20 protein-coding genes and 4 tRNA genes are annotated in these 17298 nt (G+C 57.9%); 9 read left to right on the top strand and 15 right to left on the bottom strand.

The window, feature by feature from the left end:
- Nucleotides 1-22: 22 nt before the first annotated feature.
- From ACQ4LH_RS02935 to ACQ4LH_RS02925, 3 genes are all read right to left on the bottom strand, one after another.
- Entirely contained in the window at nucleotides 23-484 is a 462-nt protein-coding gene (locus tag ACQ4LH_RS02935) for a PA2169 family four-helix-bundle protein (protein WP_430695840.1), read from the bottom strand.
- A gap of 544 nt (nucleotides 485-1028) precedes the next feature.
- The gene (locus ACQ4LH_RS02930; protein ID WP_430695839.1) at nucleotides 1029-1421 is read right to left on the bottom strand and encodes a GFA family protein; all 393 of its coding nucleotides are present in this window, start codon (nucleotides 1419-1421) and stop codon (nucleotides 1029-1031) included.
- 113 nt (nucleotides 1422-1534) lie between these two features.
- A complete protein-coding gene (locus ACQ4LH_RS02925; protein ID WP_430695838.1) occupies nucleotides 1535-2455 on the bottom strand; it encodes a LysR substrate-binding domain-containing protein in 921 nt (306 codons plus the stop codon).
- A 255-nt stretch (nucleotides 2456-2710) separates the two neighbouring features.
- On the opposite strand from ACQ4LH_RS02925, the gene ACQ4LH_RS02920 reads away from it, so the two are divergent.
- Nucleotides 2711-2917, top strand: coding sequence for a tautomerase family protein (locus ACQ4LH_RS02920; RefSeq protein ID WP_430695837.1), 207 nt, complete (start codon nucleotides 2711-2713; stop codon nucleotides 2915-2917).
- 160 nt (nucleotides 2918-3077) lie between these two features.
- The gene (locus ACQ4LH_RS02915) at nucleotides 3078-3812 is read left to right on the top strand and encodes an SDR family NAD(P)-dependent oxidoreductase (protein ID WP_430696136.1); all 735 of its coding nucleotides are present in this window, start codon (nucleotides 3078-3080) and stop codon (nucleotides 3810-3812) included.
- A gap of 25 nt (nucleotides 3813-3837) precedes the next feature.
- On the opposite strand, the gene ACQ4LH_RS02910 is transcribed toward ACQ4LH_RS02915, so the two are convergent.
- Both ACQ4LH_RS02910 and gorA read right to left on the bottom strand, forming a co-directional pair.
- On the bottom strand, nucleotides 3838-4464 hold the full coding sequence (locus ACQ4LH_RS02910; protein ID WP_430695836.1) for a trimeric intracellular cation channel family protein: 627 nt from the start codon (nucleotides 4462-4464) through the stop codon (nucleotides 3838-3840).
- A 7-nt stretch (nucleotides 4465-4471) separates the two neighbouring features.
- Nucleotides 4472-5830, bottom strand: coding sequence for a glutathione-disulfide reductase (gene gorA / locus ACQ4LH_RS02905; RefSeq protein WP_430695835.1), 1359 nt, complete (start codon nucleotides 5828-5830; stop codon nucleotides 4472-4474).
- A gap of 82 nt (nucleotides 5831-5912) precedes the next feature.
- Here gorA and ACQ4LH_RS02900 point away from each other — a divergent pair, with 82 nt between their 5' ends.
- Nucleotides 5913-6335 (top strand): VOC family protein, encoded by a 423-nt coding sequence (locus ACQ4LH_RS02900; RefSeq protein WP_430695834.1) that lies wholly within the window; start codon nucleotides 5913-5915, stop codon nucleotides 6333-6335.
- A 51-nt stretch (nucleotides 6336-6386) separates the two neighbouring features.
- On the opposite strand, the gene galU is transcribed toward ACQ4LH_RS02900, so the two are convergent.
- The 9 genes from galU to ACQ4LH_RS02855 all read right to left on the bottom strand — a co-directional run bounded on the left by galU (nucleotide 6387) and on the right by ACQ4LH_RS02855 (nucleotide 12573).
- On the bottom strand, nucleotides 6387-7226 hold the full coding sequence (galU, locus tag ACQ4LH_RS02895; RefSeq protein WP_090253791.1) for a UTP--glucose-1-phosphate uridylyltransferase GalU: 840 nt from the start codon (nucleotides 7224-7226) through the stop codon (nucleotides 6387-6389).
- Between the two features lie 44 nt (nucleotides 7227-7270).
- The gene (locus ACQ4LH_RS02890) at nucleotides 7271-8662 is read right to left on the bottom strand and encodes a UDP-glucose dehydrogenase family protein (protein WP_430696135.1); all 1392 of its coding nucleotides are present in this window, start codon (nucleotides 8660-8662) and stop codon (nucleotides 7271-7273) included.
- A gap of 159 nt (nucleotides 8663-8821) precedes the next feature.
- A tRNA-Leu gene (locus ACQ4LH_RS02885) sits at nucleotides 8822-8908 on the bottom strand.
- A gap of 112 nt (nucleotides 8909-9020) precedes the next feature.
- A tRNA-Cys gene (locus tag ACQ4LH_RS02880) sits at nucleotides 9021-9094 on the bottom strand.
- Between the two features lie 39 nt (nucleotides 9095-9133).
- Nucleotides 9134-9209 (bottom strand) — tRNA-Gly (locus ACQ4LH_RS02875).
- A 67-nt stretch (nucleotides 9210-9276) separates the two neighbouring features.
- Nucleotides 9277-9837 (bottom strand): CDP-diacylglycerol--glycerol-3-phosphate 3-phosphatidyltransferase, encoded by a 561-nt coding sequence (gene pgsA / locus ACQ4LH_RS02870; RefSeq protein WP_430695833.1) that lies wholly within the window; start codon nucleotides 9835-9837, stop codon nucleotides 9277-9279.
- A 33-nt stretch (nucleotides 9838-9870) separates the two neighbouring features.
- Nucleotides 9871-11712 carry an excinuclease ABC subunit UvrC gene (gene uvrC, locus ACQ4LH_RS02865; RefSeq protein ID WP_430695832.1) on the bottom strand — a complete coding sequence of 614 codons (1842 nt, stop codon included), beginning with the start codon at nucleotides 11710-11712 and terminating at the stop codon, nucleotides 9871-9873.
- Entirely contained in the window at nucleotides 11699-12343 is a 645-nt protein-coding gene (gene gacA, locus ACQ4LH_RS02860) for a response regulator transcription factor GacA (RefSeq protein ID WP_397493349.1), read from the bottom strand. Before gacA ends, uvrC begins: the two co-directional genes overlap by 14 nt.
- 140 nt (nucleotides 12344-12483) lie before the next feature.
- Nucleotides 12484-12573, bottom strand: a tRNA-Ser gene (locus tag ACQ4LH_RS02855).
- 132 nt (nucleotides 12574-12705) lie between these two features.
- On the opposite strand from ACQ4LH_RS02855, the gene ACQ4LH_RS02850 reads away from it, so the two are divergent.
- The 6 genes from ACQ4LH_RS02850 (at nucleotide 12706) to ACQ4LH_RS02825 (ending at nucleotide 15850) form a co-directional block, all read left to right on the top strand.
- Complete coding sequence (locus tag ACQ4LH_RS02850; protein WP_090253709.1) at nucleotides 12706-13374, top strand: Bax inhibitor-1/YccA family protein; 669 nt, start codon at nucleotides 12706-12708, stop codon at nucleotides 13372-13374.
- A 108-nt stretch (nucleotides 13375-13482) separates the two neighbouring features.
- Nucleotides 13483-13875 (top strand): sulfurtransferase complex subunit TusD, encoded by a 393-nt coding sequence (tusD, locus tag ACQ4LH_RS02845; protein WP_339730828.1) that lies wholly within the window; start codon nucleotides 13483-13485, stop codon nucleotides 13873-13875.
- 1 nt (nucleotide 13876) lies between these two features.
- Nucleotides 13877-14236 (top strand): sulfurtransferase complex subunit TusC, encoded by a 360-nt coding sequence (gene tusC, locus ACQ4LH_RS02840; RefSeq protein WP_430695831.1) that lies wholly within the window; start codon nucleotides 13877-13879, stop codon nucleotides 14234-14236.
- The gene (tusB, locus tag ACQ4LH_RS02835) at nucleotides 14236-14535 is read left to right on the top strand and encodes a sulfurtransferase complex subunit TusB (protein WP_430695830.1); all 300 of its coding nucleotides are present in this window, start codon (nucleotides 14236-14238) and stop codon (nucleotides 14533-14535) included. The genes tusC and tusB overlap by 1 nt, the downstream gene beginning before the upstream one ends.
- Nucleotides 14532-14867 carry a TusE/DsrC/DsvC family sulfur relay protein gene (locus ACQ4LH_RS02830; protein WP_430695829.1) on the top strand — a complete coding sequence of 112 codons (336 nt, stop codon included), beginning with the start codon at nucleotides 14532-14534 and terminating at the stop codon, nucleotides 14865-14867. Before tusB ends, ACQ4LH_RS02830 begins: the two co-directional genes overlap by 4 nt.
- Nucleotides 14864-15850 (top strand): glycosyl transferase family protein, encoded by a 987-nt coding sequence (locus ACQ4LH_RS02825; protein WP_430695828.1) that lies wholly within the window; start codon nucleotides 14864-14866, stop codon nucleotides 15848-15850. The genes ACQ4LH_RS02830 and ACQ4LH_RS02825 overlap by 4 nt, the downstream gene beginning before the upstream one ends.
- Here the strand turns inward: ACQ4LH_RS02825 and cysG are convergent.
- The gene (gene cysG, locus ACQ4LH_RS02820) at nucleotides 15835-17229 is read right to left on the bottom strand and encodes a siroheme synthase CysG (RefSeq protein WP_430695827.1); all 1395 of its coding nucleotides are present in this window, start codon (nucleotides 17227-17229) and stop codon (nucleotides 15835-15837) included. The genes ACQ4LH_RS02825 and cysG overlap by 16 nt on opposite strands.
- Nucleotides 17230-17298 lie beyond the last annotated feature (69 nt).

The following is a 17298-nucleotide window of genomic DNA, read 5'->3' as shown; positions in this document are numbered from 1 at the left end:
ACGCCCGAGTTCCTGATGTTTATCAGCCGCGCATTTTTGCGCGGGTACGCAGGGCCTTAATTTGATCGTGGTTGCGCAGTACACCGTCGTACTGGCGCTGCACCAACTCGCGAGCGCTTAACGGCAGTTCCTTTTCGAGTGCTTCTGCATAGCGCTTTTTAGCGACGTCTTCACCGCGCTCGCATTCATTGAGGATGGCCTCCTCGTCTTTACCCGATACCAGCGCTTTGAGGTCTACCCACCGACGATGCAAATCGCCCGCTACGCTGGTGTCATCTTCCGGAGTACCACCGAAACCCAGGACCATGGCTTGCAGCTCTTTCGCCGCAAGAGCGCATTCCTGAGCACGGTTGGTAAACAAACTTTTCAACTCCAAGTCTTTCACATCCTCGGCGCAGGTGCGAAATCCAGCTTCGCCATCCATGCTGGTTTCGATCAGATCGTTGAGTACGCTAATGGTTTTATCCAAGTTGTCATTGCTCATTACGATTTTCCTTGCCGAATAACGGCTATTTGATTGCAATCCAGAGACATCGGTATATGCAAATGCAAAATTCCGACGTGGGGCTGCGAGTAGAACGTCCTTCTCTATTCAAGCTCTTGCTGCGAACGCATCTGCCTGAAATAGAAAGAGATATTCTCGTCGAGCTATAAAGACGATGCACAATTACACCACCTATATAGATGACCTGGTTGCTGCGCTAGGTGCTCCCCCAATCTGATCAACGGTACAAAAGCCCACGGCGTTGACGATAAGGCTCGTCTGTGAATGCTGGCTTTAATATCTACTACGTAAGTTTCTTATACTCGTGCTATATGGGTAGGTGAATTTGGGAGCGAAGTATTACCACGACTTTATATTGGGCTATTAGTTATTACTGCGGCGCACTGTAGTAAGAGCAAGCAAGCTAGAGTGATTGCCTCACGCTTAGTTGCCTCTATTTAAGTTATCTCCACCGCATGATTAATATTTGTAGTGGGCTATTTCGCATAAATAACAACTCAGTCTTTATGCGCGTTTCGCTTTCCTACTCCTCCCCACTACCCGTGGCATCACGATCGCGCTCGTATCGTCTGGTGAGTGGGAATACGGGCAACCAGGACTCGCGCCGGACGGTCCAGAGTTCGTATGTGGGCATCAATTGGTCAGGCGCATCCAAAGACCCCAGGTTTACTTCGATTTCATCTGCGCTGCGTGAGTAAACAGACGAGCCGCAGCGGGGACAGAAAAATCGTCCGTTATAGTCGCGAGTTTCGCCACCGATAGTCACTGCCTCCTGCGGGAAAATCGCGGAAGCGTGAAACAGCGCCCCATGGTGTTTGCGGCAATCAAGGCAATGACAAAGGCCGACCCGGTATGGGCTCCCCGACGCAACAATTCGAACATTGCCGCAAAGACAACCACCCGTGAATCGATCCATACCGCCTCTCCTCTTGAGTCAAACAGTCGGGATGTTCGTAACGAAGTTCGCTGGACTTGCACGATGCTCTATCCGCAGGGACACGGCGGAGCCGCTTAGCAAAACCTAAGTAGTTAGGCGCTCCACTTAAGCTTGCACTCCATCAGGAAGTCGACAAAAGCCCGTAAACGCAAAGGAACGTGGCGTCCGTGCGGATATAGCAAGGTGAAGGGCCTGGAGCGACCACCAAACGCCGTGAGGACCTCCACCAGACTTCCCTCCTCCAGCTCCCGCTCGACGATAAATCGGTAGGTCTGGAACAGGCCTGCACCACTTTTAGCCAAGGTAACTCCGCCAAGGACATCGTCAGAGCAACAGTAACTGCCTGCGGCAAGGGTCTCGCGATCCTTGCCATCTTCTCTGAACAGCCAGGGGATGCGCCGCCCGCTGCTGGGTAACTCGAACTGGATGCAGTCGCAACGATCGAGGTCTTCCAGGCTCGCCGGGGTGCCGATCCGGCTCAGGTATTGCGGGGTGGCAACCACCACCAGCCGGGCATCTTCGAGGTGGCGCGCGATAAGTGTTGAGTCGGGCTGCGCGCGCACGCGGATCGCCAGATCATAGCCTTCCGCCACGAAATCGATATTTCTGTTGCTCAGGTGAATATCGACCTTCACACCAGGGTGACGCTCCCTGAAGCGCGGCAATAGCGGAAGGATGCGGTGGTGACCATAGGTGGTGGGAATACTGATACGCAGCTCACCCGTGGGCTCGAGCTGTTTGCCCATCACTTCACGCTCAGCGTCCACCAGTTGAGTCAGGGCCTGGCGACATTGTTCAAAGTACACCCGCCCGCTCGCTGTCAGCCGAATGCTGCGGGTTGTTCTGACGAACAGCTGCGTCGAGAGGCGCTCTTCCAAGCGGGATATTGATCGGCTCACAGCCGCAGGAGTGACGCCTGCGGCAAGCGCAGCAGCGGTAAAACTGCCCTCTTCTGCCGCCATGCAAAAGAGCTCAATGCTACCTAGCTGAAGGTCATCAAAGTGGCGCTTCACGATTAATTACACCATGTATCAACTGAATTGCTAAAGCCTACATTTATCTAGCAATCAGGCACAAATATAGTTCACCCATCGACGACACAACCGATGCGCGCTGACCTCAGTCAGCTTGGAGAGTCGTCGGTTCTTCAATGCTTAGAAACACACCAGAGGAACCTCGAGGCCAGCACTCTAGACCTCACAACCGGCACAGAGCAGTGCAGCCCTGCTGCTCTGGCCACTAAACCACCCGCTCCATGGAGGTTCACCATGCCATTTGTAAGTGTTCGCATCACCCGTGACGGGGTTACCCGGGAGCAAAAAGCCCAGGTAATCGCCGAGATCACCGACACCCTGCAACGCGTGCTGGGCAAGCGCCCTGACCTCACCCATATCGTCATCGAAGAAGTCGATACCGATAACTGGGGCTATGCCGGAATAACCACGACCGAGTACCGAAAGAACGAACAGGGCTGACGCTCATCTACACCAGCCCCGGCTAGTCACAAACCGGCCAGGGGCTGGCCGAGTCAGTGAGTTTAAGACTTTCACTTTGTCCTGAAGTCAGCCTCCCCGCAGCTCAACATCAGAGTTTGTCTGTTATCAGCAAGCCCCTGGACATCCTTTGAGGAAACAGATCATGAGCAAGAAAACCGTAGTTATCACCGGCGCATCCAGCGGTATTGGCTTGGGTCTGGCCAAGGCTTTTCTCGACAACGACTACAACCTAGTCGGCAGCGCGCGCTCCACTGCCGGCCTGAAAGAAGCGGCCAATAGCCTGGGCAATCCCGACAATTTTGTTGGGGTGGCTGGTGACGTTGCCGATCCCTCGACCGCGCGTGACCTCTTCGCAGTGGCAATCGAGCGTTTCGGCAGTGTCGACGTGCTCGTCAATAATGCTGGCTTCTTCCTGCCCAAGCCCTTTATTGAATACACCCCCGAGGATCTGGATGCGCTCCTAGATACCAACCTCAAAGGCGTGGTCTACAGCACCCAGGTGGCTGTCGCCCACATGATTGATCGCGGGCAGGGGCATATCGTGAACATTTCCGCAGCGGTCGCCCTGCAGCCCAACATTGCCGTTCCCGCAGGGCTCCCGGTGCTGATCAAAGGTGGGATCAATCAGCTGACCCGTGCACTGGCTCTGGAGTTGTCTCCGTACAACATCCAGGTGAATGCGGTCGCGCCGGGCATCATCGACACCCCAATGCATGATCCAAGCTCACGCGACTTTCTGAACAACCTGGCACCATCCGGGCGTGTCGGCACAGTCGAAGAGATTGCCGATGCGGTGCTGTACCTGGCCAAAGCCAACTTCACTACCGGCGTGGTGCTTGCGGTCGACGGGGGCATGAGCACGGGCAAGTGGTAGTTGATTGAACAACCAGCTCGCGCAGTTAGCGGTGCCTGTCCAGTAGATGAAAACGTGGCAGCGAAATATGCCAGCGAATGGCGGCCAGGCGAATCAACAGCACCGTGAGCATAGCCACGCTGGTATCCAGCCAGTGCGGTGTATCCAGGGCGCGCATGCCGATAAACACCACTGCGCCGGCTATGCAGGCGGTGGCGTAGATTTCCTTCTGGAAGATCAGCGGGATCTCATTGCAGATCACATCGCGCATCACTCCGCCGGCGACGCCAGTCATCACGCCCATGATCACCGCCGTGCTGTGCGGTACGTTGTGCTGCATGGCGACTTCAGCGCCGATCACGGTAAACACGGCCAAGCCGAAGGCATCCGCCAGCAGCAGACCTTTCTCGTGGATCGGCTGGGTCAGGCGCACCCAAATCACGGTGCCCACTGCGGCCAACGAGGCGACAACGATGTACATATCGTTGCGAATCCAGCTGACCGGATGGTTATCCAGAATCACATCACGCAAGGTGCCGCCGCCCAAAGCAGTGATGATGGCAATCACCAGCACGCCGAACAGGTCCATGGACTTGCGCCCGGCCATCAGCGCGCCAGTGATGGCGAATACCGCGACGCCGAACAGGTCGGCCAAATAGAACAATTGCGCCATGCTGACCTCAGGACGACACGGGAGTGCGCATGGTGACGAACTCTTCGGCAGCCGTTGGATGCACGCCAATGGTTTCATCAAACAGTTGCTTGGTAGCTCCGGCCTTGAGTGCGACCGCCAGGCCCTGAACGATTTCGCCGGCGTCCGGCCCGACCATATGGCAGCCGAGCACGCGGTCTGTGGCAGCGTCCACCACCAGTTTCATCAGGGTGCGCTCCTGGCTTTCGGTCATGGTCAGTTTCATCGGCCGGAAGCGGCTTTCGAAAACCTGGACGCTGTAGCCCTCCTCCTTCGCCTGCTCTTCGCTCAGGCCGACCGTGCCGATATTGGGCAGGCTGAATACCGCCGTCGGGATCATCCGGTAGTCGACCTTGCGGTATTCCTCTGGTTTGAACAGGCGCCTTGCGACCGCCATGCCTTCGGCCAGTGCCACTGGTGTCAGCTGCACACGACCGATCACATCGCCGATGGCAAGAATCGATGGCGTGCTGGTTTGGTATTGCTCGTCGACCTCGATAAAACCGCGCTTATCGAGCTGCACATGGGTATTTTCCAGACCCAGGTTATCCAGCATCGGCCGGCGGCCGGTGGCGTAGAAGACACAGTCGGCTTCCAGCACGCGACCGTCCTTGAGCGTGGCCAGCAGGCTGCCGTCGGGTTGTTTGTCGATACGGGCGATGTCGCTGTTGAACTGCAGATCGACACCGCGCTTGTTCAACTCATCCTGCAGGTGCAGACGCACAGCTTTATCGAAACCACGCAGGAACAGCTCGCCGCGATAGAGCAACGAGGTTTTTGCGCCAAGGCCGTTGAAGATCGAGGCAAACTCCACGGCGATATAACCACCGCCCACGACCAGTACGCGCTTGGGCAGTTGCTCAAGAAAGAAAGCTTCATTCGAGCCGATGGCATGTTCATGCCCCGGAACTTCCGGAATCTGCGGCCAGCCGCCGGTGGCAATTAGGATATGTTTGGCGCTGTAACGTTTACCGCCCAGCTCGACAGTATGGTCATCGACAATCCGCGCGTGGCCTTCCAGTAAGGTCACGCCGCTGCTCACCAGCAGGTTGCGGTAGATGCCGTTAAGTCGGTCGATTTCGCGGTTCTTGTTGGCGATCAGGGTCGTCCAATCGAAGCGGGCTTCGCCCAGCGACCAGCCAAAACCCTGGGCCTGTTCAAAGTCATCGGCGAAATGCGCACCATAGACCAGCAGCTTTTTCGGTACGCAGCCGACGTTGACGCAAGTGCCGCCCAGGTAACGGCTTTCAGCAACCGCCACGCGCGCGCCATAGCCGGCGGCAAATCGCGCAGCCCGCACACCGCCGGAACCGGCACCGATTACAAACAGGTCAAAGTCGTAGGTCATTTCAGCCTCCAGAACAGACTGCCAGCATACCCCAAGGCGCGCCAGGGCCTAAACTTGAAGCATGCCGAACAGGAGATCAGTGATGCGCCCTACCCTTACTCATGTGGCGTTGCATGTGCCCGACCTGGATGCATGCGTGGCTTTTTATGAGCAGTTCTGTGCGATGCGGGTGATTCACCAGCGCGCAGGCAAGGGCTCAAGGATTGTCTGGATGGCTGAGCCGGGCAAGGAGCACAGCTTTATCTTCGTGATCATGCCCGGTGGTCAGGACCGCCAACTGGCGGCGGATGATTACAGCCATTTCGGTTTTGCCATGGCCAGTCGGGATGAGGTCGAAAACATTGCCGAACGAGCCCGACTGGCCGGATGTCTGGTCTGGGAGCCGCGTGATGAGCCCTACCCTGTTGGCTACTACTGCGGCCTGCGTGACCCCGCGGGTAACTATGTAGAGTTCAGTTATGGCCAGCCGCTAGGGCCTGGTGCTGAACATATGCCACTGGCCTGAATGCAAACAGCCACCCGAAGGTGGCTGTTTGCGGTCGCGGCGTAGGCTGAGTCAGTAAGCCTTGCCGGTCTTGTAGAGGTTTTCGAAGCAGAAGTTGGTGGCCTCGATATAGCCTTCCGCGCCGCCGCAATCGAAACGCTTGCCTTTGAATTTGTAAGCCATCACACAGCCGTTCTGCGCCTGCTTCATCAGCGCGTCGGTGATCTGGATTTCCCCGCCCTTGCCGGGCTCGGTCTGCTCGATCAGCTCGAAGATATCCGGGGTGAGGATATAGCGACCGATGATCGCCAGGTTCGATGGGGCATCTTCCGGCTTGGGCTTCTCGACCATGCTGTTTACCCGGTAGATGTCCTCACGAATCATCTCGCCGGAGATCACGCCATATTTGTGGGTTTCTTCTGGCGGCACTTCCTGAATGGCCACGATCGAGCAGCGGAACTGGTTGTACAGCTTGACCATCTGCGTCAGTACCGCGTCGCCATCCAGATTCAGGCACAGATCATCGGCCAGAACCACGGCGAAAGGCTCATCACCAATCAGTGGGCGACCACAGAGAATCGCATGACCCAGGCCCTTCATCTCAACCTGACGGGTGTAGGAGAAGGTGCACTCTTCGATCAGGCGACGGATGCCAACCAGATACTTTTCTTTGTCGGTGTCACGGATCTGGTGCTCAAGCTCGTAGCTGATGTCGAAATGATCTTCCAGGGCGCGTTTGCCGCGGCCAGTGATCATGGCAATTTCCGTCAACCCGGCTTCCAGCGCTTCTTCAACGCCGTACTGGATCAGCGGCTTGTTCACAATCGGCAGCATTTCCTTGGGCATGGCCTTGGTGGCTGGCAGAAAGCGGGTGCCGTAACCGGCTGCAGGGAACAAGCATTTCTTGATCATGGGAAACCTTGGGGAGATGGGGTGAAAATTGCGTGCGCAGTTTATCAGGCTGCACTGGCCTTACAATGCCCCAGCGCAGGCCGGCCAATACCTCGGTAAAGAAAACCCAGCTCAGCCAACTGCGCGGCATCATAGATATTGCGCCCGTCAAACAGTACGGGCATACGCATCACACTACGAATGCGCACAAAGTCGGGCTGGCGAAACTGCTTCCACTCGGTGACCAACACCAGCGCATCTGCACCTTCAACAACGCTATACGGCGATGTGCTCAAGCGCAGCTGACCGCTAGCAATGGCCTGGCTATAACGCTCTGCCAGAGCTGCTATGGCAACCGGGTCGCACGCCTGAACGGTGACGCCGACAGCAAGTAAGGCATCGAGTAGAACCAGGCTGGGTGCTTCACGCAGATCATCGGTACCTGGCTTGAAGGCCAAGCCCCAGAGCGCCACTACCCGCCCTTGCCAGTAACCGGAAAAATGCTCACGCAGGGCCTGGAACAGCAACGTCTTCTGTAGCGCATTACGGGCTTCGACTGCGCGCAGGATGCCAGGTTCAATGCCTTCCTGCTCGGCGCAGCGAATCAGCGCTCGTACATCCTTGGGAAAGCACGAGCCGCCATAGCCGCAACCGGCGTAGATAAAGTGAGTACCAATGCGTTTGTCGCTGCCGATGCCACGTCGCACATCCTCGATATCGACATCCAGGCGCGCACAGAGGCTGGCCATTTCGTTGATCAAGGAAATTTTGGTGGCCAAAAAGGCGTTGGCGGCATATTTGCTGAACTCTGCCGCCCGCAGACCCATGCATAACAAGCGCTCGTGATTACGCAGAAACGGCGCATACAAACGGCGTAGCAGCTCATGGCCCTGGGGTTCATCGCAGCCGACAATCACTCGATCCGGCCGCATAAAGTCGTCAATCGCCGAGCCTTCCTTGAGAAATTCCGGGTTACTTGCCAGCGTCACCGCAAAGCGTTTGCCTCGTTTGCTTAATCGACTGTTGATGCGCTGGGCAACACGCTCGGCTGTGCCAACCGGTACCGTTGATTTATTCACCACCACGCAGTTTTGCTCAAGCAGATCGCCCAGCTCATCAGCCACGGCCAGTACATGGGACAGATCCGCCGAACCGTCCTCCCCACTCGGCGTGCCTACGGCGATAAAGATGATCTCAGCCTGCTTGATGCCTTCATTGAGGTGCTGGCTAAAACTCAGCTGACCGCTACTCAGGTGGGTCTGCAGCATAGCCTCCAGCCCAGGCTCATAAATCGGCGACTGGCCACGGGCAAGCCGCGCCACACGCTGTACATCGCGCTCAACGCAGATCACTCGATTGCCCATCTCGGCAAAACAGGCTGCCGATACCAGCCCCACGTATCCTGCGCCAATCACACAAATCCGCATCGCCTGCACTCCTCGCTGAGTTACCGCGATTGCAGCTAAAGCAGATGGCAGGCGTATGACGTAAGCACGACACTCAGGTGACAGCGCTTGATAATCCGGGCGCACAAATTTCAGGCACAAAAAAACCGGCTACGAAGGCCGGTTCTATTGGGTTTCAGGTTCGCTGGGGAACATCTGAAATCATGTAGATGGTGCCCGAAGCCGGGGTCGAACCGGCACGAGGTTACCCTCGAGGGATTTTAAGTCCCTTGCGTCTACCGATTTCGCCATTCGGGCGGTAGCGCTGCATTGCGAGGCTTGGACTATATACAGCCCTTGGATGCCTCGCAAGGTTTCAAGCTTAAATGAAAAAGCCTCGTAAATCAGTGATCTACGAGGCTTTTCTAATTGGAGGCTGAGGTCGGAATCGAACCGGCGTTCACGGATTTGCAATCCGGTGCATAACCACTCTGCTACTCAGCCTTGAAACTAAACGGACCGTGTAAAACGGCCCGTTGAAAATGGAGCGGGAAACGAGACTCGAACTCGCGACCCCGACCTTGGCAAGGTCGTGCTCTACCAACTGAGCTATTCCCGCTTGTCGTGCTGACGGCCGCCATTCTATAGCTTCAGAACGGCCCGTCAACCCCTTGATTCAAAAAAGCTTATTTCTTTTCCGAGGTGATTCGCAGGTGTGGCCATGCGGCCAGCAGATACTGCGCCATCGACCACAGGGTAAGTACTGCAGCAATGATCAACAGGGCATAACCAAACAAAACCCAGGCGGTAAAGGTCGGCGGATTGGCTAGCAAAATCACCAAGGCAACCATCTGTGCGGCGGTTTTCCATTTGGCCAATTTTGATACGGCAACATGCGCGCGGGCACCTATCTCTGCCATCCACTCACGCAGCGCTGAAACCACGATTTCGCGACCGATGATGATGGCCGCAGGGAGCGTCAGCCAGAGATTGGCGTGCTCAGCCACCAGCAACACCAGGGCAACTGCCACCATCAGTTTGTCGGCAACTGGGTCGAGGAAGGCGCCAAAAGGCGTGCTCTGCTCCCAGCGACGCGCCAGGTAACCATCCAGCCAATCGGTTGCAGCAGCTACTGAAAACACCGCGCTGGCGGCCCAATAGCTCCAGCTGAAAGGAAGGTAGAACAGCAGAATAAACACCGGGATCAGCAATACACGGAGCACGGTAAGCAGGTTGGGGATATTCATCGACACAACTTGGCGGTAAAGAGAGTCGGCATTCTACTCACTGTGCAGGGCTGCATAAATCAACTCGGCGAGTTTTTTACTGATTCCAGGTGCTTTGGCGATTTCTTCGATGCTCGCGCGGGACAACTCCTGCAGCCCACCGAAGTGGTTGAGCAGCTCACGCCGGCGTTTGGGGCCTACGCCGGCAACTTCTTCAAGTGTTGATGTGCGGCGGGTTTTGCCACGGCGGGCGCGGTGCCCGGTAATGGCAAAGCGGTGCGACTCATCGCGGATCTGCTGAATCAGATGCAGTGCCGGTGAATTGCCCGGCAGGGTGAACTCATGAGCGGCGTCATTCAGGTACAGGGTTTCCAGGCCAGGTTTGCGGGTCGTGCCCTTGGCCACGCCGAGCAGAATCAGATCAGGCACTGAAAGCTCTTCGAGCACCTCGCGGGCCATGGCCAGTTGGCCTTTACCACCGTCGACTAGGAGGATGTCCGGCAGCTTGCCTTCGCCATCCTTGATCTTGCTGAAGCGTCGGGTCAGCGCCTGGTGCATGGCGGCGTAATCGTCGCCAGGCGTCACACCTTCGATGTTGTAGCGGCGGTAATCGGACTTGAGCGGACCTTCCGGACCGAATACCACACAGGAGGCGACAGTCGCTTCGCCGCTGGAGTGGCTGATGTCGAAGCACTCCAGGCGCTGCGGCACTTCATCCATATCCAGCGCCTGAGCCAGTGCATCAAAGCGTGCGGCAACGTGCTGTCGATTGGCCAGGCGTGCTGCCAGGGCCTGCTCTGCATTGATCACGGCAAGCTGCTGCCAGCGCGCGCGGGTGCCTCGTACGCGGTAGCTGATGCTCAGTTCGCGGCCGCGCAGCTCATCGATGGCTGCGATCAGCGTGGGGAAATCTTCGTGCTGCGCATTGACGATCAGTTCGCTCGGCAGATCGCGCTCCTGACTACTCAGGTAATACTGCGCAAGGAAGGCCAGCAATACCCCACTGCCCTCCTCCTCAATGGCCACCTGTGGGAAGAAGTTCTTGCTGCCAAGCACCCGGCCACCGCGCACGCTGATCAAATGCACGCATGCGCCACCGGGATTGACCATGGCCGCGACCACGTCCACATCACCGGTGCCGCCTTCCATACTCTGCTGATCCTGAACCCGGCGCAGCAGCGATATCTGATCACGCAACCCTGCCGCCCGTTCGAAGTCGAGCGCCATGGCCGCTGCCTGCATGCCGCCGGACAGCTCATCGGTCAGGGCATTGCTGCTCCCCTCAAGAAACATCACTGAATGGCGTACGTCATCAGCATATTCAGCGGGCTCTACCAGGCCGACACAGGGGCCTTTGCAGCGTTTGATCTGGTACTGGAGGCAGGGCCGTGTGCGGTTTTTGTAGAAGCTGTCCTCGCACTGGCGCACCAGAAAGGTCTTCTGCAGCAGGTTGAGGCTTTCGCGGATGGCCCCGGCGCTGGGATACGGGCCGAAGTAACGGCCCTTCTGCTTTTTCGCCCCACGGTGAATGCTCAGACGCGGGAAGTCGCCGTCGGAAAGAAACACATAGGGATAGGACTTATCGTCGCGCAGCAGAATGTTGTACGGCGGCCGCCATTCCTTGATCAGCGTTTGCTCAAGCAGCAGCGCTTCAGTCTCGTTGGCGGTGATGGTGGTTTCGACCTGCGCGATTCGGCCCACCAGGGCGGCGGTCTTCGGCGCTAGTCCGCTTTGGCGAAAGTAGCTGGCCAGACGCTTTTTCAGGTTTTTGGCTTTGCCCACATAAAGCAGTTTGGCGTCCACATCGAACATGCGGTACACGCCAGGGCGACCGCTGCAGGTGGAGAGAAATGCGCTGGAATCGAAGGCGGCGCGGGTTTCGTCAGCTGCCGGCATCAATCATGCCGTGGCGCACGGCCAGCAGGGCCAGCTCGACATCGCTGGTGATCGACAGCTTTTCGAAGATGCGATAGCGGTAGGTGTTTACGGTTTTCGGCGACAGGCAGAGCTTGTCGGAGATGGCCTGAACCTTCTGGCAACCGGCAATCATCAGCGCGATCTGGATTTCACGCTCGGACAATAGGTCGAAAGGCGAATTGCTGCTCTGCGGCTGGAACGACTTGAGGGCCAGCTGCTGGGCGATCTGCGGGCTGATATAGCGCTGACCGCTGAATACCATACGGATGGCCTGAACCATTTCTTCCAGCGCGGCACCCTTGGTCAGGTAGCCGGCGGCACCCGCCTGCAGCAAGCGCGTCGGGAACGGGTCTTCTTCGCACACGGTAACTGCGACGACTTTAAGGTCGGGATGGCTGCGAATCAGTTTGCGCGTGGCTTCGAGGCCGCCGATGCCCGGCATCTTGATGTCCATCAGGACAACGTCGGGCTTCAGCTCGCGGGCTTTCTTCAGGGATTCTTCGCCAGACTCGGCTTGACCAACTACATGCAAGCCGTCGATATCAGCCAGCATACGGGTGATGCCGGTACGTACCAGGTCGTGGTCATCAACAACTAGCACCCTGATCAAGCGACACCCCGGTTTGCGTCAGCCGCCAAGAGCGGCTGGTTGGGTTGGAAGGCTGGAGATTTAATAAATTCCAGCTTGGCGCATAACCGTCAAAAAGCAAGCGCCAATAAGGCTGCGCTAGGGTGACGGCTTGAGGAATTTGGCGGAAGCGGTGAGATTCGAACTCACGGAAGAGTTTCCCCTTCGACGGTTTTCAAGACCGTTGCATTCAACCGCTCTGCCACGCTTCCGGCGTTTGCGGGCGGCAATCTTACCCGAACGCAACACGCTGTCAAACTCTGCGTATTGGCTCTTTATCTGCCTCTGCTATGATCGGGCCTGACCTTGGTCACGGAACCATCAGCCATTTCAGGAGTGTCGCCATGAACGAACACAATTATGCACTTGACCATACGCAGGTTGAGCAGCAAGAAGTCAGCCGCGTCCTGCGCAACACTTATGGCCTGCTGGCCATCACCCTGGCCTTCAGCGGCCTGGTGGCGTACATCGCGCAGCGCGCCAATGTGCCTTATCCGAACATCTTCGTGGTGCTGATCGGCTTTTACGGCCTGTTCTTCCTCACCGCCAAACTGCGTAATTCGGCCTGGGGCCTGGTTTCGACTCTGGCTCTGACCGGCTTTATGGGCTACACCCTCGGCCCAATCCTCAATCGCTACATGGGCATGGCCAACGGTGCTGAAGTTGTCAGCTCGGCTTTCGCCATGACAGCCCTGGTGTTCTGCGGCCTGTCGGCTTACGTGCTGACCACCCGCAAGGACATGAGCTTCCTCAGTGGCTTCATCACTGCTGGTTTCTTTGTCCTGCTGGGAGCGATGGTTGCTGGCTTCTTCTTCGAGATTAGCGGCCTGCAACTGGCGATCAGCGCAGGTTTCGTGCTGTTCTCCTCGGCCTGCATCCTGTTCCAGACCAGCGCAATCATCCACGGCGGCGAGCGCAACTACATCATGGCGACCATCAGCCTGTATGTATCGATCTACAACCTCTTCGTCAGCCTGCTGCAGATTTTCGGCATCATGGGCAGCGACGACTGATTTATGTCGCTGCGAAAAGCCCGCTTCGGCGGGCTTTTTTATACCTGTTGCGCGCATCTTGGCGGCTCAGGCTTTATCATTCCGGCAAATTGGCTTGCCAGGTTTGCTATGAAGTTCGCCATCGCCCTCTTCTCACCTCCTCATGCGCCCTCCTCGCGCCGCGCGCTGCGTTTTGCCCAAGCGGCATTGGCGGGCGGGCATGAGATTGTGCGGCTGTTCTTCTATCAGGACGGCGTCCACAGCGCATCGAGCAATGTGGTCTGCGCGCAGGATGAAGTGGATCTACCGCGTGAATGGCGTGAGTTCGTGCAAGCGCAGCAACTGGATGGCGTGGTGTGTATCGCCGCCGCCCTGCGCCGTGGCGTACTGAATGACGATGAAGCGCAGCGCTACTCGCGCACAGCCGCCAATCTGAATGCACCCTGGGAGCTTTCCGGCCTGGGCCAATTGCACGAAGCGGCGCAGCTGGCGGATCGCCTCGTGTGCTTTGGAGGGCCTTGAAATGAGCAAGTCACTGTTGATCATCAGCCGCCAAGCGCCCTGGTCAGGCCCCGGTGCGCGGGAAGCGCTGGATATCGCATTGGCTGGCGGCGCTTTCGATTTGCCGATTGGCATGCTGTTTCTCGATGACGGCGCATTTCAGCTGAGTGGCGAGCAGCAACCAGCCAATCTGCAGCAGAAAGACCTCAGCGCCAACCTGCAGGCCTTGCCGATGTTCGGTGTCGAGGCGCTGTATGTTTCGCAGCGCAGCCTGGCCGAACGTGGCCTGCAGAATCAACCCAGCAGCCTCGCTGTCGAGCGCCTCGATGATTCCTCAATAAGCGCCTTGATTGACCGTTACGACCAGGTGATTACGCTCTGATGGCTACCTTGCACGTACTTTCGCACTCGTCCTTTACCGATAGCCGCCTGAGCAGTAGCCTGCACATTCTCGGCAGCCAGGATGCCCTGCTGCTCTGCGGTGATGCCGTATACGCCTTGCAGGACGGCAGCGCGCAGCGTCAAGCGCTTGAACTGATGCCCGAAAGCATTGCGTTGTATGCGTTGGATGAAGACGTGCAGGCTCGCGGCCTTGTGTTCCCTGCCCGCCTCACACTGGTCGATTACCCTGGCTTCGTTGCGCTGAGCTGCAAATACGACAAGGTAAACACCTGGCTATGACCACGCTGAATGTTGAGGGTCGCAGCCTGGCGCTGGACAAAGACGGCTATCTGCTCGACCTGACTGATTGGTCCGAAGCTACCGCGCACGCCCTAGCGCAACGTGAAGGCATCAACCTGGACGCCGATCACTGGGAAATCCTCTGGCTGGTGCGCAGCTTTTACGACGAGTTTCAGTTGTCACCGGCCAATCGCCCACTGATCAAATTTATTGCCGTAAAAATCGGCCCCGAGAAAGGCAATAGCCTGAACCTCAATCGGCTGTTCAATGGCGCTCCCGCCAAACTCGCCGCCAAGTTGGCGGGCCTGCCCAAGCCGACCAATTGCCTATGAACCTTGTAACCCCAGCCGAACACCCTTTTGCCCAGTTCGTCCGCGCTCTGGGCAAAGGCAAGCGCGGCGCACGCAATCTCACTCGCGAGGAAGCCCGTGAAGCCATGGGCATGCTGCTTGATGGAAAGGTCGAAGACACCCAGTTGGGTGCCTTTTTGATGCTGTTGCGGCACAAGGAAGAAAGCGCAGAGGAAATGGCCGGCTTTGCCGAGGCTGTGCGTGCACGCTTGCAGGCGCCCGCGATTCAGGTGGATCTGGATTGGCCTAGCTACGCCGGGAAGAAGCGCCACCTGCCCTGGTTCCTGCTGGCCGCCAAAGCCCTGGCCGGCAGCGGCATTCGCATCCTGTTGCATGGCGGCGGCCCACACACCGCGGGGCGGATGTACAGCGAACAGCTACTCGAAACTCTGCACATCCCACTGTGCCGCAGCTGGGGTAGCGTCGAGCAGGCATTGGCGCAACAGCAGCTGGCGTTTATCCCGCTGGGCGACTGGATGCCGCAACTGCAGCGGATGATCGACCTGCGCAATATCCTCGGCCTGCGCTCACCGATTCATTCGTTGGCGCGCATTCTCAATCCGCTGGACGCGCGTTGCGGCCTACAGAGCATCTTTCATCCGGGTTATCAGGCGGTGCACCGTGAAGCCAGCCAGTTGCTCGGCGATAGCGCAGTGGTGATCAAGGGTGAAGGCGGCGAAATCGAGATCAACCCGGACGCCACCAGCCACCTCTATGGCACGGCCAATGGCGACAACTGGGATGAAGAATGGCCGGCGTTGTCGGCGCTGCGCCACGTCAAACCTGAATCATTGGAACCGGCCCATCTGGCAGCCTTCTGGCGCGGTGAAGTGGCCGATGATTACGGCCAGCTTGCCGTCATCAGCACCATGGCTCTGGCCTTGCGCGCCCTCGGCGAACCGCGTGAGCGGGCCTTAGCGCGCGCGGCTCAGCTGTGGGCTGCGCGCAATCAGACGCTGGCCTGAGCCCCTTCGAACCAAGCCAGTTTTTCCCGCAGCTGTACCACTTCGCCGACTATTACCAACGTCGGCGCATGCACCTCATGCTGCGCCACCAGCTCCGCCAGATTGGCCAGGGTGCCAGTAAACACCCGCTGGTTCTGCGTGGTGCCCTGCTGGATCAATGCTGCCGGGGTTGTCGCGGCGCGACCATGGGCAATCAGCTGCTGACAGATGATCGGCAAACCCACCAGCCCCATATAAAACACCAGAGTTTGACTGCTGGCGGTGAGTTCGTTCCAGGGTAAATCACTGCTGCCATCTTTCAGGTGACCGGTAACAAAGCGCACCGACTGCGCATGGTCTCGGTGGGTCAGCGGAATCCCAGCATAAGCGGCGCAGCCAGAGGCTGCGGTGATGCCTGGTACAACCTGAAAGGGGATGCCGTGGGCGGCCAGTTCTTCAATTTCCTCTCCGCCGCGGCCAAAGATGAACGGATCTCCGCCTTTAAGACGTAGCACCCGCTTACCTTCTTTGGCCAGATTGACCAAGCGCTGGTTGATCTGCTCCTGCGGTACGGCATGCTCGGCACGCCGTTTGCCGACATAAATGCGCTCGGCATCACGGCGGCACAGTTCGATAATCGCAGGTGCCACCAGGCGGTCATACAACACAACATCGGCCTGCTGCATTAGGCGCAGCGCACGGAAGGTCAGTAAGTCAGGATCACCCGGCCCTGCGCCAACCAGATATACCTCGCCCAAGGTGCGCGGGGCAATGCCAGCAATTTTCTCTTCCAGCAGGCGCTGACCTTCTTGCAGCTTACCGGCGAATACGCTTTCGGCCACCTGGCCCTGGAACACATCCTCCCAGAACACCCGGCGCTGCTGCACATCGGGGAAGAGCCCTTTGACCTGGGCACGAAAACGTTTGGCCAGACCGGCCAACTGGCCATAGGTTGCGGGAATCCAGGTCTCGATCTTGGCGCGAATCAGCCGTGCCAATACAGGAGCATCGCCGCCACTGGTAATCGCCACAATCAAAGGTGAGCGATCAACAATGGCGGGGAAAATCACGCTGCACAGCTTCGGCGCATCCACCACATTAACCGGAATGCCCAGGGCCTGCGCCTCAGCCGATATTTGCGCATTCAGGGGTTCGTCATCGGTGGCCGCAATAATCAGCGCCACACCGTGAAGATCCGCCGACTGGTAATCACGCAGCAGCACCTCGCCGTGCCGAGCGCTGGCCATCTCACGCAGCTCATCGCGAATCTCCGGCGCAACCACACGCAAGGTTGCACCTGCATCACTGAGCAAGCGCGCCTTGCGCACGGCAACTTCGCCGCCACCGACCACCAGTACCAGGCGATCCTGCAGTTTGTGGAACAGGGGCAGAAAATCCATGACGCACGCTCTCGATCGGATAAACAAAACGGGGCGGCACTGGCCGCCCCGTCGCAGGTAACTGAAATT

Source organism: Pseudomonas peli, from assembly GCF_050563605.1.
GTDB lineage: Bacteria > Pseudomonadota > Gammaproteobacteria > Pseudomonadales > Pseudomonadaceae > Aquipseudomonas > Aquipseudomonas peli_A.
This window is presented reverse-complemented; position numbering and strand designations above follow the sequence as displayed.

Bases quoted from the DNA above. Each gene is read 5' to 3' on its own strand.
- ACQ4LH_RS02935 (WP_430695840.1), bottom strand. From the start codon at position 484: ATGAGCAATGACAACTTGGATAAAACCATTAGCGTACTCAACGATCTG.
- ACQ4LH_RS02930 (WP_430695839.1), bottom strand. From the start codon at position 1,421: ATGGATCGATTCACGGGTGGTTGTCTTTGCGGCAATGTTCGAATTGTT.
- ACQ4LH_RS02920 (WP_430695837.1), top strand. From the start codon at position 2,711: ATGCCATTTGTAAGTGTTCGCATCACCCGTGACGGGGTTACCCGGGAG.
- ACQ4LH_RS02910 (WP_430695836.1), bottom strand. From the start codon at position 4,464: ATGGCGCAATTGTTCTATTTGGCCGACCTGTTCGGCGTCGCGGTATTC.
- gorA (WP_430695835.1), bottom strand. From the start codon at position 5,830: ATGACCTACGACTTTGACCTGTTTGTAATCGGTGCCGGTTCCGGCGGT.
- ACQ4LH_RS02900 (WP_430695834.1), top strand. From the start codon at position 5,913: ATGCGCCCTACCCTTACTCATGTGGCGTTGCATGTGCCCGACCTGGAT.
- galU (WP_090253791.1), bottom strand. From the start codon at position 7,226: ATGATCAAGAAATGCTTGTTCCCTGCAGCCGGTTACGGCACCCGCTTT.
- pgsA (WP_430695833.1), bottom strand. From the start codon at position 9,837: ATGAATATCCCCAACCTGCTTACCGTGCTCCGTGTATTGCTGATCCCG.
- uvrC (WP_430695832.1), bottom strand. From the start codon at position 11,712: ATGCCGGCAGCTGACGAAACCCGCGCCGCCTTCGATTCCAGCGCATTT.
- ACQ4LH_RS02850 (WP_090253709.1), top strand. From the start codon at position 12,706: ATGAACGAACACAATTATGCACTTGACCATACGCAGGTTGAGCAGCAA.
- tusD (WP_339730828.1), top strand. From the start codon at position 13,483: ATGAAGTTCGCCATCGCCCTCTTCTCACCTCCTCATGCGCCCTCCTCG.
- tusC (WP_430695831.1), top strand. From the start codon at position 13,877: ATGAGCAAGTCACTGTTGATCATCAGCCGCCAAGCGCCCTGGTCAGGC.
- tusB (WP_430695830.1), top strand. From the start codon at position 14,236: ATGGCTACCTTGCACGTACTTTCGCACTCGTCCTTTACCGATAGCCGC.
- ACQ4LH_RS02830 (WP_430695829.1), top strand. From the start codon at position 14,532: ATGACCACGCTGAATGTTGAGGGTCGCAGCCTGGCGCTGGACAAAGAC.
- ACQ4LH_RS02825 (WP_430695828.1), top strand. From the start codon at position 14,864: ATGAACCTTGTAACCCCAGCCGAACACCCTTTTGCCCAGTTCGTCCGC.
- cysG (WP_430695827.1), bottom strand. From the start codon at position 17,229: ATGGATTTTCTGCCCCTGTTCCACAAACTGCAGGATCGCCTGGTACTG.